Origin of the sequence: Rhodopirellula europaea 6C, from assembly GCF_000338295.1 — a bacterium.
Classification (GTDB): Bacteria; Planctomycetota; Planctomycetia; order Pirellulales; family Pirellulaceae; genus Rhodopirellula; species Rhodopirellula europaea.
Map to the genome: position 1 here is coordinate 1 of NZ_ANMO01000125.1, position 13,329 is coordinate 13,329.

Here is a 13,329-nt window from a genome sequence, read left to right on the forward strand (position 1 = left end):
TACGTCGTGTGTAAATCTGCCGAAAACCGGTATCAAAAAACTGCACGACCTCCGTTTCAGGAGAGATGCGGCGCGCGAAAGCAGCATTAATAGCTGGATCAACAAACTGCACGAATTCACTAGCGTCGAGGCAACCAACCCGCGACGGATGCTTTGGATCGCAAATCCATCTCGACGTCGCAGCGGACATCACGTTCGCCCTGCTTCAGACGCACGAACACCACCACTTTTTCGCCGGCGGGTTGTTTGTCTTTCCATCGAATGGGAATTCGCAGTGACTCTCGTGGCAAATCAACCGCCGACATTTGCTGCAAACGAACCAGTTGGTCAGGACCGAAGTCCCAACGTCCGAGCTTCGCGTCATCGCCAGTCTTGGAAGCATCCAAAACAACAACGCTCAAAAAGGTTTGCTCAAGCGACGCAGGCATCGCCTTCGGCTGAGGCTTTTCCGACGATGCCAACTTGGTCAGCGGATCGTGCGACTCACCGATCAATGCGATCCCATGTCCGTATTGATCCGACGAGTCAACAACGACATCGATTCCTTCGGTGGGTGGGTAGTCTGGATTGGTTGCTGATTGCTGCGTCGACGTGGTGTCGCTCACAAAACGAGGCAACGAGTTCTTTTCGTTCACCGAAAGCTTCGCGGCGTAGAGCTCGATCTTCTCCGGTGCTCCGTTGACCTTGCCAAGACCACCGAGCATTCCCAGACCGGCTGGCAATTCGATCTGCCCCGGCGGATTGTCAGGACGTCCCGAAGGGGAACTTGGTGGCACAGGGTCGCCCGGAACGACCGGATCAAACTTCAAGTCGTTTGGTCCTGGAGGAACAGGTTGGGTTGGAGCGGGCAGCAATGTTCCGGGATCGGTATCCGGAATGAATGGTTCCCCCGGATCGATCATCGAATCAAGGTCCATGCCGTTTCCAAAATCAAACGGCGTATCCGATGGGTTCTTTGAACCTGGCGGAATGTCCTCCGTTCCTGGCGTCGCACCGGAGTCACTCGATGGCGGATCATCGGGATCCGACAGCGGCTGGTCCCGTGGCGTGAACTTGTCAGGCACGCCGGGATCGATGAATTCAGGATCCTCCAAACCACTCCCCATATCGAAGTCGTCCGATGATCCGGCATCGTTTTGCGACGAATTCGGTTCGGGATCCACGACCGGCTCTGGTGGACGCTTCGTATCGGTGACGCTCGGTTTCGATAAACCTTGGCTGAGGTTTGGAGTTCGGCGTTGGGCAGGTGACGGACTGGTTGCCGCTGCTGCAGCGGCGGCCTTTGCCCGTCTCAACTTTTCGATCAGAACGCGATTTTCGTAGTCGGCTTCATAGAGCTGGTCTTCCAGCAACCGAATTTCACGAGCCATTTTCTGGCTGTAAACTTCTTGCTTGGCTCGACCTCGACATCCGGTCATTGAGGGAACGACCAAACACGCCATCGTGATCAACAGCACGCGGCCCGAGTGGCGTATTTGCTCGTTTTCACTGGCAAAGTGCACGCGCAAACGCCCCGAACCACTAAGGTTGGGTGAAGCGTTCGCAGAGACGGCAGACCGTTGAAACAACGGGATTTTCCTGAAACCAGAGATGAATGATTTTTTAGCTCAAGTTTCAGTTATCAAATGCCGACCCCGGGTGTCAACGGAAACTCCGGACCGCCGAGGTATCGTTTGCAGTTAGAAAAGGGTGCAAACCGGCTGACACCCAACAAAAATCGCCGCGACTCGAAAGCATCGAATCGCGGCGAAGAAGATTTTCAATCATCAACCAGCGGAACAAATTCACGCTGATTCATCAGAAGCGTTGACCTAAAGAGCGACGCCGGGCATCGCGATTCCGTCTGGTCGTTCCACTTCTGCGTCGTGTGACAGGATTCGGGATTTACCGACGAAGTAGCTGTGAGTCTGCTCCACGACCAGATTGTAGGTTTTGTCAGTCTTCGCTGGAGCGAGCGAATCAATCACTGCCACTCCATCAGCACCATGCAGTGCGTCGCCGGGAACAAGCTGCTCCGTCGTCGTCCAACCGCGTCCGACGACCCAGAATGGGTGGCCTTTGGAAGCGACAATTTCATCGCTACCTAGCTGGATTTTTGTCAGCGGTTCCGGTTCACGAACCGTTTGCCGTAGAACACTTTGGTAGCTCAGAACCCCCGTTCGCACGTCGCAGCTCAAAACTTGATCGCCCAATCGCAAGGTTTCGACGGGCCGCATTCCGCGATCGGTCCAGACAAGCGTTCCGGCCACCAAACAATCCGCAGCTGGACGGACGTAAACGCCAATCGTCGCCTGTGGAACGGCAGCGGCTCGTTTTTGTGCCCACGTTTGAGGTTCCTGAGACTGCTGCGGCTCCGAAGGATCCCCTTTTTGGCTGCCAGAGCTATTCGACAGGGCTCGAACTCGAATCGGCGACGATCCGATCGGAGCTGCATTGCCCACGGCACGATAGGCAACATTGCGTACCAATCGGCGTTCAACCGGCGGAATTCCCGTGTCACCATAACCGCGATAGGCGTACCACCAATCCCGAATGCTTTCCGCGGACTGTTCGCCACTGAAGCTCGAATCAAGTTGTTGGATCACGGCAGCGGTGCGACTCTGCAGGAAACGACTGCGTTCATTGAATCGCTCCGCTTCGGAGCGAACAACACTCGCATCGCGAGCACTCTCTGTCTGCAAACTCTCCACCGCGTCGCGCCTAGCAATCACACCACCATTGGCCTGACCACCTTGCACAGCAAACACTTGCGTGACGGAATCCAAAACCTTCACACCTTCCGCATCTTCTCGGCGATATTGCCGAACGACTTGGTAGGACTGGTCCCCTTCGTTGAAGACCAAACTGTGAGTTGATTCAATGGTTCCTTGGCACCAATCCAACATGGAAGGAACGAACAACATTGGATCGACTTCCTTCAACGACTGCGTCGCCAAGTCGCGAAGTCCTCTCCGCTGATCAAACACAGCCAACCGGGCAAGTGCGACCGCGGCGTCGGCTTCCTCTCGATTTTTCAACCAGTCCACGGCTGCGACCGCGAATTCATCCGATCCATTGGATGCTTCCAACAAAACAGCGTCGATAGCATCTGGCGTGTCGATCCGCGTCAGTTGTTTGCGAGCCTTTTTCAACACGCCGGCGTCGTTCAAGTTAAACGACTCTGCAATCGCGTGAATCTTTGGAGAATAGGCTTTTAGGTTTCGTTCCGTCACGCGAAGTTCTTTTTCTTGTTGAGCGGCCTCTTCCACCGGCACCCAAGAATCCCCAACTTGAACATTGCCGAGATAGCGATGTGCCGCGACATGATTGCGTTGCAATTCGGTCACTCGCAACGCATGGGCACGAGCTCGACCGGGCATACGCTGCCCGCGGCACCAACGCGAAAGTTGCCAGTGATCGGCGGCCGTGTCTTCCATCGAGTCGCGGCGGCTCTCGTATTCAGTCACTCGATTGGCACGACTGACGTCTTTGATCGTTTCATCGATCGACACCCACTGACCATTGGCGTCTTTCATTTGCCCTTTCAGAGCATTGGCCAACGATTGAACTTCGGAGTCTTCGGGAGGATTGGCGAGCAGCTGCTCACGAAGTGCGACATCGCCCGCGGACGAAGCGTCCACCAACTTGGCAGACCAATCCGCATCTGCACCGACTGCCTGGGAATCGATCCCGGTTGCCGCCCAACAAGTCGCACCGACAAGAAAGATTCCCATCGAATATCGAACACCAAACCAAGCATCGAATCGCGTCGCCTTCATTTTCAACTCCAGTGACTTCAGAGGCCAGAAAAGGGGAGATGGATGTAGGGAGCCTGCACAAGTGGGTGATTGCCGGACAATCCCCCCGCACCTTCCTTCAAGGGTACAAGATTCACCCCCTCTGGGAAAGTAAATTCTGACACTCGAAGGATCTCCGCGGAACGATTCCAAGCTTCTGAAAAAGGAACGTGCCCGAGTTCCATCGAAAGCTCCTCCATCAGTAGCTCGCTGGTTTCAGGCACAATCGGCAACCGCGACATCACCAGGTCTTCCAGTCCCGCTGCATGACCACGGCTCGCTTGAACGAACAAATGATTCTGGATTCCCTGGTGAAACACGGTGGACACCTTCCTCAGTTCCGGAAACTGCGAACTGAGGTCAACCAAGCTCTGCAAGTTTTTGTTCCCGATCTGCACGAGCCGCTGATCCCACGGCTCCATTCCTCGGATCGGCGAACCGGCAGAAAGCACAGTGTCAGCATTGTGGGCGGCCAGGAGGTTTCGACCGGCATTCCCCCACCAAACCGCATCACCCCAAGTTGATCGCGGCCCTGGAAAAAGCTGTTCCGGTGGATCCAGATTCAACGCAGGCGAAACTTTCGGTCTACCATTCGCCCACATCACCACTGGAACCATTTCAGGAGGATTGAAGGGACGCCTAATCGACGTCCCCATCCGCATCGCCGTCCCAACGGTGTGAGCGTACACAACCGAGTATCGATCCTTCCAACGTAACGTTTCGCCGTTCTCTTCGATTTGGACCACCAGTTCATCAAACGGGAACTGCCACAAGAATCCACTTGGAACCACAACAACATGTTTGATCTCCGGATGATCGATCCCGCACAAAGGAGGAAACAAACGTCTTGTTAGGTCCAGTTCAAGCTGATGCACACGCTGGCGTACGGGTTCGTTTTCCATCGCATCGACCAACGTTGGCGAACTCAAAATTTGTGCCACCCACCGTTCGCTTTGCTGTAGCAGCACGTCGGCTTCAGCAACCTGCCAATGACTTGCCTGACCGCGATGCACCAAGGACCCGATCAATTCATCATCGGTTAGATGAAACGCGACGATCGCGACGTTTTCGGGCAACCCGCGCCAATCCGGCCGCCCGTTGCGGAGAGGAAGTGGCGGTGGTTCGACTCGAGGCAATACAAATTGGTCAAACGCCAAGGCGGCCAACTGACCTTGCAATCGTTCGTGCAAAATCGCGGCCTCCAGCCCCAATGCATTTGGGTTGAGCGACATGGAAGGGATCAGCGGTTGCAACGCTTCGACCAACTCATCGCGGTTCGGAAAAAAGTCGCTTAGCAACAACTCGTCGTTATGCGATACCTGACGAAGCGCGGATCGCAAATCAGTGATGACCGGCATCTCACCGAATGAATTCCGAGCCAAAGATGCGTGATGCTCATCCATCCGGGCGGCGACTCGTTCGTCTTCATCTGCCATGGCGGCAAGTTCGATTCCCAATCCCGTCCACGTATCGCAGTCCAGTCCGAAACAGAACTGATCGAACGACATCAGATCTCGTCCCGCTTGCGATTCATTCCAATGTGTTTGGTATCGCTGGCTTCGAGTTGCAACCGGAAGTTGATTTCTTCCTCCGTCGCGAAGTCGTGAAAAACGGTAACCGATCGGATGCGTGATGGAGCGTTCAGAATTGGGCTGGGCGTTCTCCTGAATCCCACGAGCAAACATCTGACTCTGATTGAGCGTCTCGTTCCACACGTGACGCAAGCGTTTCAGTTCGTCCACTGTTTGGAGTTTGATTTCGTCATCTTGCTCCGGGTCCAATTGAGCAGATTCAACGAGATCATGAATGCCAGTTTGAAGCTGTAACCAACGCGCCATCGCACTCGACCGCGGGAGATTCAATCGGCGTGATCGACGATAGCGTTCCGCCAAATCCAGATGGTTTTGAGCCGCAGCGGTACGGCCGGCCAACAACGCAGCTCTCGCCGCCAAGATGCGCAATTGAAAAGCGATCGCGGGGGCTTCCGTCCGCAGAAATTCCGATCGAGCGGTCAATTCGGTCTCGAGCTGTGCCGCAAAGGCGGAGGTCTCATCCCAACGATCGATTTCCTCCAACGCCAGTTCATAGCTCTCAATCGCAATTTGAAATTGAAAGAGTGCGAAAGCGATCTCGGATGTCGACACGGCGGTTGCGACAAATTCTTCTAAATCTTGTGGGGATGGCAGCACGACGGCCGCCTGCCCAGCCGGCAACGGCAACTGCCCCTCGGCGATTTGACGATTCAACCACCAGCGATTTCCAAGTGAACGCATACGGGTTAGACGAGCGATGGGCGTCAGCACATGGAACCCACCGAAAATTTGGTCCAATGGTTCAGACAGTTGAATGTCAGAATCATCGCCGGCGTAATAACGCAAAGCCGTTCGAGAGGATGTGACCAAGGTGCCCGCAGCATGAAATCGCCGATCCGTCCCCAGCACCCCCGGTGGCACCGTAGCCGCGAGCAACCGTGGCGCATTCGCATCTTGCAACAAAGCTTCTCGACCTCGCAACCAACGCAAACGATACGCGGCCACTGACAATTGACGCAACGTTTCGGCGATGTCCAACCCACGAAGTTGGTCGATTTCTTCTGGCAGTTCAGCAGGTATGGTCCAAGTGCCGGCGGGAACCCCCGCCAACAAATACCGCCGCAGCAATACCAACGGCACGTTACGAGCCGATGGCCACAAGTTCAATTCGGTTCGCATGAGCGGCAACGGACGCTGCACTCTTCCTTGGCCTCGGTTTCTCGACGGATCCCTTCGCCTTTCAGAAGCCCGTTCAGGATCACTTTCACTTGTAGGCGAAGTCAAAACTCCCCACTGAATACCCGACAGAAACGTTGGACGATCGATGACGACTTGCAGTGCAGCTTCGTAATGCTCCGCTGCCGTCGTCAAATCGCCCGCTTGAAGATGACATTCCCCCAGCAACGTTCGAATTGGAATCAGTCCCAACTGATGTCGCGTAAAATCGCGGGGCGTGGTTTGCTGCTGAAGCTGAGTCAGGATTGCAATCGCTCGAGTGATATCACCTCGAAAGAAAGCCTGCTGCGCCACCCTGTAACTGAGCGGCGGGGCGACATCGAGTAATGCTGCATTGTTTGATGACTGAACCCGCGGAACGTTTTCAAAACGATCGTTGAGTCCGCTGGCATTCAATGCTTCACGAGCGGCATCCTCTGCTTCTTCCTGAGCCTGGACGGAAGACGAGAACAGCAACGTGAGTGCGATCGCTAGACCGCTAGCAAAGGAAGGGAGCCCGACTCGAATCAACATGCCTGTCCCTCATCGAAGGGTAGAAATTCGGTGCAACTTCGCTCGACCTTCGACCGCCATTCAGTCACCAACGCCCAAGTCTTCGTCTAGAGCGTCCAGAATCAACTTCAGTTCCGCTTCTTCGTGCTCGTGAAACTGCTTTACAAATGAGTCGTACCGGACCAGAACCTTTTCCTGCGCGGTGGTGACTTCGGGAGTGACACCTTCGATCGGCGCGTCTCCGGTGCACGCGTGCGCAGCCGCTTCGGCTAAGTGTCTTGAATCTTCGAACAAAACAGCGTGCTGATTGCGCAGTTCTTCGGCCGCGAGCGACATTTCGGGGTCCGCGTCCAATGCTTGATCGAAGTACCCGTAGGCCTCTTCCAAACCAAAATGCAGAGCCAATTGGTCATTCAAATCACTGAAAAGCTGAATCAATTCAGGCCAGTGATTCGCGGCCGCCTCCCGCGGATGCGTCAAAACAGCCAAGCGATCCATCAATATCTTCAGATCGCGATTGTCATTCTTAATGTCCTGCATAAACGCCGCGTTAACGCTTAAACGGCGTGAATTGTTCGCTTGTGAGGCCATGTTGCTACCTTCCATTGCAGTGAATTGACTCTTCCCATTGTAGCCTTCCCGCGAATCGGGCTGGGTAGCGACTCAAAGGGAATCCTTCCGGATCAACAAAATGATTTTCGACCTTGACGGATTTTCATGGATGGGAACAATTTGACCTCGTGGACGAGACGGAGCGTTTCGGCCGCGAAAAATCTTGGGAAAGGATTTCCCGAGAGTGTGCTTCCCAGGAACTGGGTTCGCGTGAAACTGGATTCGCGTGAACAAAGAAGCACCAAGACGATCCATTCACGTCAGCAAGGAGGCGACGAGATGCGTCACGCAATCGATCAATGGTTGAGCCAAACCAAACCCGGTGGAACCTTCCGGTCATCTTTCGGCTCATCTTCACTTCCGCCCTACCAAGCGGCGAAGTGGAACGATCCCTCGGGCACCAGCGTCCAAACTCTTCGCCAAGTCGGACAATCCTCCGCTACGGAGCAACTTTTATCGCGAACGGCGAAGTTGGCCGCTGCGACGGACAAAGAATCAGCAACCTCCGATTCATCAGCAACCAAACGTGACGCCAGCACGGCTCGTTTGTCTGGCTTGCTCAAGAAGGTCCGTTTCTTCTCCGGTTCGGACATCGAGTTCACCTCGATCGCCAAATCACCTGAGACCTGCGAACCAGGACAATTGGTCGTCTATCGCTTAGGCGACGACTGCCCGGTTGAACTGATCTCGCAAGCACTCGCTCGAGGTGCCGCTGGCATTCTGACAGAGCAAATTCTTCCCGCACCGATTCCACAAGCGATCGTGGCGGACACCGATCGTGCATTGGCGGAAATTCGATCCAATCAAACCGATCGTCCCGACCAAAAACTCATCACCATCGGAATCGTTGGATCAGCGGGAAAGACCATCACTTCGTTCCTCACCGCATCGGTTCTTCGCGACATTCCTTGTCGTGTTGCTTACCAAACGGACCTTGGCTCAAGTGATTCCGTTGTCACGGAAGCCGGCACCGCCAAAGTCACCAACGGCGCGTCGCTGATCGATGCTTTGTCAGACGCGGTTGATGCGGGTGCCGCGGTCAGCATCACCGAAATGGACTCCGCTCAGCTGCGTTTGGGCGCCTACGACCAAGTCGAACTGGACATCGTGGTTGTGACTGGACGCGACATGGGCGGAAACGATTTTGGTCCTTCGCCGATCGAATGTGCTTTTGAATTGGCGGGGCAGGGCGGTGTGTTGATCATTCCTGAATCCGATCAGCGAGCCCTTTCAGCTGCTCACTCGGCGGCTCAAACGCGGAACATTGAAGTTGTCACCTACGGTGTCGACAACGGGGCCGACGTTTCGCTTCGAACGATTTCGCACGAAGACGGAACACTGACCGCCATGTTGCGGCACGAATCACGAGCTGCCGTGATGGAATCATTCCTCGGCCGCGGGCACTTCGCCGAATGCTTGGCCGCTGCTGCAGCCGTTGGCGTCGTGACCGAAAACCCATTGCCACAAATTGCAGAATCTCTCTGCAAACTTCGCGAATTGCCTGGACGATTCGAAGCGATCACCAGCGGCGACTGGGAAACCGATCAAAACAACCCGATGGTCCGTCTGGACATCGGCGGTTCGCCCGAACGAGTCAAGTTCGCCCTGCAGGCGGCTCGCAAAGAACTGTTGCAAACTCCCTCCAGCTCCACCCCGATGACGTTGCCAATCCATGGCTCGTCCAATGTGAGCAACTCCAAACGTCCCAAGCTCTGGTGCGTGTTGTCCGTGAGCGAAAACGACGATGCAGAAACGCTGATGCAATACGGGCGACTAATGGAATCCATGCCCGACCACTGCGTCCTGACCTGTGCCGACAAGGACAAAGCGAACTTCCTGTCGATGAGCCACGGTGTTTTGGATGGAATTCAAGACGTTGCCGCCATGCGATTGGTTGCGGATTCAAGCCGCGCGATCCAGTGGGCTCATGCCGAAGCAAGCAACAACGACATGATCTTGGTCGTCGGCGGAATCGACCGCAGCCATCCCGACTCGGAACGCCGATCATTGGACTCGGTCACGCAGGTCATCGCCGCGTGTGCGGAAGAAGGTCAGCGGGCTCGCCAAGCAAACTCGCACCCATCGATTTTGAAAGGTTCGAACGCCGATGCATCGTCCGGCAAAGACTTGACGACTCCAAACAGTTCCTCCAAATCCGGCAAACCAGATCTCAAATTGTTTGACGGGAACTGATTCTCCTTACCTCTGAGACACTCATGACCTCTTGGTGGCAACGACTTCAATCCAAGTGGGATGGGTGGTGTGGCGATCGCGAAATGGAGCAATCCATTCGCCGACACCTCAGTCAAAATGGGTACTTCGGCACGACCGCGACGCTTAGCGGCGTGCGTTTGGTCGCGGTGCAGCGTCCCGGCTGGCAACAACTATTCCGTTTTGAAGTTCGTGCCCGCGTCGATTTCCAAACTCCCGACGACCAACCGGATCCCGAACCGGTTTACCACAACCTGTACGGTTTGGTTCACGAAGACATTCGTCACAACCGCAGCCAAGTCCGCGTGTTCGACACGCCGGAACAACGCGTCGAACTGTTTCGTGATTGGAGTGAGGGGTTGATCTGTTTGCGGGGTGCGAAAGGACTGCTAAGTTGATCCGGAAGCGAGGCTCACTCGCTTTCCTTCCTTTGCCTTCCCCCGCCCAACTTCACTGCAGACTCGATCGCCGCCATGTTTGATTCCCGCGATTCATCGGTTTTGAAAACGCTTCTGGCAACGCTGTCGCCACTCCGGCTTCTCATTGCGTTTGCACTGCTATTGAGCGGAAGTGCTGTCGCGATCGCCCAAGACGAATCCGACTTGCTTTCAAACGTCCGCAAATTGACGTTCGAGGGTCGACGAGCCGGCGAAGGTTACTTCAGTGCGGATGGAACGCGAATGGTGTTCCAAAGCGAAAGAGACCCATCGAATCCGTTTTACCAGATCTACGTTTCCGATCTTGAAACGGGCGATATCCAACGTGTCTCGCCCGGCTTCGGAAAAACAACGTGCGGTTGGATTCACCCGAACGGCGAAAAAGTGTTGTTCGCCAGCACTCACGCCGACGAAAAATCAAAGCAGTTGCAACAGGAAGAACTCGACTTTCGTGCTTCCGGCAAATCTCGGCGTTACTCGTGGGACTACGACCCAAACTATGAACTGTACGCCGCTGAGCTGGACCAAATCGAATCTGGCACGACGAAGGGTTTGACGGCGCTGACCAACGCGATGGGTTACGACGCCGAAGCCAGCTACAGTCCGGACGGAAAGCAAATCGTTTTCGCATCCAATCGAGCCGCCTATTCACGCGATCTGACCGAAAGAGAACGCGAACAGTTCGAACGCGATCCCGCTTTCATGATCGATCTCTACATCATGGATGCGGATGGCTCGAACGTGAAACGATTGACCAGCGAACCGGGCTACGACGGCGGCCCTTTCTTCTCGCCCGATGGCCAGCGAATTTGCTGGCGGCGGTTCGCTCCCAATGGTGCCACCGCAGAAATCTTTACGATGAAAACGGACGGTTCCGATGTCCAACGATTGACCGAAATCAACGCGATGAGCTGGGCACCGTTTTATCACCCAAGCGGAGAGTTCTTGGTCTTCACGACCAACAAACACGGATTCGCGAACTTCGAACTGTATCTCGTCCGTGCCGATGGCGAAGGCGAACCAGTGCGATTGACCACCACAGAAGGCTTTGATGGCTTGCCCGTGTTTCTTCCCAACGGCGACCAGCTGTCTTGGACGACAACACGCGTTGTCGACAGCAACGGCGATGTTGTGATGGAAGACGGCGAACCCAAGAAAAGCACTTCACAAATTTACTTGGCCGACTTCGATGTCGAGACCGCCCGCCAACGTTTGGGGCTGACCGAGTCAGGTGGTGATAGCTCAATCGACGAAGATGCCTCCTTGGCACGATCAAACCTGACCGCCACGGCGCCCGAATTCCGTCCGGGCGATGTCATGCGACACGTCGACTACCTGACTCGTCCGGAACTTGGAGGTCGGTTGACGGGCACGCCGGGCGAGAAACGAGCGACCGCCTATGTTGCTGCTTACCTGGAAAGCCTCGGCTTTGTTCCCGCGGGACAAAACGGAACGTTTTTCCATGACTTCGAATTCCCTGCCGGCTCATCGCTGGGCCCGGCCAACGAGTTGACAATCACCACCTCATCACCCGGCGGAAACTCCGCAGCGATCGATGCGGAATTGACAGAGTCATGGACACCACTTTCCTTCTCGCAAACCGGCGACATCGAATCGGGCGAAGTGGTTTTCGCCGGATACGGATTGCAAGTCCCTGGCGATGACGAGAACGATGAATACGACAGCTACGTTCACTTGAATGTCGCGGACCGTTGGGTTCTCGTTCTACGCGACTTGCCACAAGACATTTCGGCCGAGCAACGTCAACGCATGGCACGTTATGGCGACCCACGTCGAAAGGCCACCATCGCTCGCGATTTGGGTGCCCGCGGAATCATCTTCGTTGCCGGACCCACCAGCCAAGTGAAACGCGATGTGATTCGCTTCGACGCCAATGCTTCCCAGGCACAAGTCAGCTTGGCTGCCATTTCGATCAGCAACGAAGGCGCTTCCAAGCTGGTTCGGGCCGGCGGACACGACCTGAAAGAACTGCAATCCCATCTCGACGATGGAAAAATGGCGATGGGAATTCCCATGTCGGGGATCTCGGTCAAAGCTTCGATTGAGATCAATCGCCGGACCGGCACGGGCCGAAACGTGATCGCCCGTTTGCCTGCTGAATCAGAAGCAAAGCCCACTGACGACATCCAATTCCCGGTCGTGATGGTGGGTGCCCACATCGATCACCTCGGTCGCGGCGGAGGCAGCAACTCATTGGCCCGATCAGACGAGGAAAACCAAGTTCACGTGGGTGCGGATGACAACGCCAGCGGTGTCGCGGCGATGCTGGAAATCGCTCAGTACCTCGTCGACCAACGGAACTCCGGTCGCGTGAAGATGCAACGAGACCTGATGGTTGCGGCGTGGAGTGGCGAGGAACTCGGACTGTTCGGATCGCAAGCTTTTGTCGACGACTTTAGCACTCTGTATCCAGCTGCTCCTATTCAAGAACCCAGCGAAGATGACATCGCGATGGCTCATGCCCACGGGATGACACCCGATGCGGCATCGCTTGGCGACGCTGTCGCCGTCTATCTGAACCTTGACATGGTCGGCCGACTGCGAGACAAGCTGATCGTGCAAGGCATTGGGTCCTCACCAGGTTTTGAAGGCGAAGTCCAACGGCGCAATGTGCCGGTGGGTGTAGCGTTGCAACTCGATCGAACCAGCACGCGATTGCCAACCGATGCGTCGGCTTTCGTGGCTCGCAAAGTGCCGATTCTTTCCGGATTCACGGGTGCCCACGAGGACTACCACACGCCTCGCGACACTCCCGACAAATTGAACTACGACGGCAACGCTGACATCGCGAATTTGTTTGGTCTGCTGACTCGCGGATTTTTGATGTCGAGCGATGTACCGGAATTCAAACTCGACGAAGGCCAATCCACCGAGGAAGTGCCGCGAGCTCGTTTGACCGCTTACTTGGGCACCATTCCTGACTACGCGGCTGGCGAAGTCAAAGGTCTGAAACTGAGCGGAGTTGCTTCGGGGGGCCGGCTGAAACCGCTGGCGTTCGTGGTGGAGACGTGA

Annotated in this window: 7 protein-coding genes; 3 read left to right on the forward strand and 4 right to left on the reverse strand. The window is 55.5% G+C overall.

Annotated elements, in window-relative coordinates; translation table 11 throughout:
* Window positions 1-119: 119 nt before the first annotated feature.
* The 4 genes from RE6C_RS14350 to RE6C_RS14370 all read right to left on the reverse strand — a co-directional run bounded on the left by RE6C_RS14350 (window position 120) and on the right by RE6C_RS14370 (window position 7,642).
* On the reverse strand, window positions 120-1,502 hold the full coding sequence (locus tag RE6C_RS14350) for a hypothetical protein (protein WP_008657628.1): 1,383 nt from the start codon (window positions 1,500-1,502) through the stop codon (window positions 120-122).
* A gap of 309 nt (window positions 1,503-1,811) precedes the next feature.
* Complete coding sequence (locus tag RE6C_RS14360; protein WP_008657629.1) at window positions 1,812-3,758, reverse strand: polymorphic toxin-type HINT domain-containing protein; 1,947 nt, start codon at window positions 3,756-3,758, stop codon at window positions 1,812-1,814.
* A 17-nt stretch (window positions 3,759-3,775) separates the two neighbouring features.
* Window positions 3,776-7,057: an ATP-binding protein gene (locus RE6C_RS14365; protein ID WP_008657630.1), complete on the reverse strand. Its 3,282-nt coding sequence runs from the start codon at window positions 7,055-7,057 to the stop codon at window positions 3,776-3,778.
* A gap of 60 nt (window positions 7,058-7,117) precedes the next feature.
* Window positions 7,118-7,642 (reverse strand): hypothetical protein, encoded by a 525-nt coding sequence (locus tag RE6C_RS14370; protein ID WP_039962092.1) that lies wholly within the window; start codon window positions 7,640-7,642, stop codon window positions 7,118-7,120.
* A gap of 216 nt (window positions 7,643-7,858) precedes the next feature.
* Here RE6C_RS14370 and RE6C_RS14375 point away from each other — a divergent pair, with 216 nt between their 5' ends.
* The 3 genes from RE6C_RS14375 (at window position 7,859) to RE6C_RS14385 (ending at window position 13,329) form a co-directional block, all read left to right on the forward strand.
* The gene (locus RE6C_RS14375) at window positions 7,859-9,841 is read left to right on the forward strand and encodes a Mur ligase family protein (protein ID WP_039962094.1); all 1,983 of its coding nucleotides are present in this window, start codon (window positions 7,859-7,861) and stop codon (window positions 9,839-9,841) included.
* Between the two features lie 23 nt (window positions 9,842-9,864).
* Window positions 9,865-10,257, forward strand: coding sequence for a hypothetical protein (locus RE6C_RS14380; protein ID WP_008657635.1), 393 nt, complete (start codon window positions 9,865-9,867; stop codon window positions 10,255-10,257).
* Window positions 10,258-10,332: 75 nt separating this feature from the next.
* A complete protein-coding gene (locus tag RE6C_RS14385; RefSeq protein ID WP_008657637.1) occupies window positions 10,333-13,329 on the forward strand; it encodes a M28 family peptidase in 2,997 nt (998 codons plus the stop codon).

What these genes read in the sequence shown, in the direction of transcription:
- RE6C_RS14365 (WP_008657630.1), bottom strand. Translation starts at nt 7,057, where the DNA reads ATGTTGATTCGAGTCGGGCTCCCTTCCTTTGCTAGCGGTCTAGCGATC.
- RE6C_RS14360 (WP_008657629.1), bottom strand. Translation starts at nt 3,758, where the DNA reads ATGAAGGCGACGCGATTCGATGCTTGGTTTGGTGTTCGATATTCGATG.
- RE6C_RS14385 (WP_008657637.1), top strand. Translation starts at nt 10,333, where the DNA reads ATGTTTGATTCCCGCGATTCATCGGTTTTGAAAACGCTTCTGGCAACG.
- RE6C_RS14370 (WP_039962092.1), bottom strand. Translation starts at nt 7,642, where the DNA reads ATGGAAGGTAGCAACATGGCCTCACAAGCGAACAATTCACGCCGTTTA.
- RE6C_RS14380 (WP_008657635.1), top strand. Translation starts at nt 9,865, where the DNA reads ATGACCTCTTGGTGGCAACGACTTCAATCCAAGTGGGATGGGTGGTGT.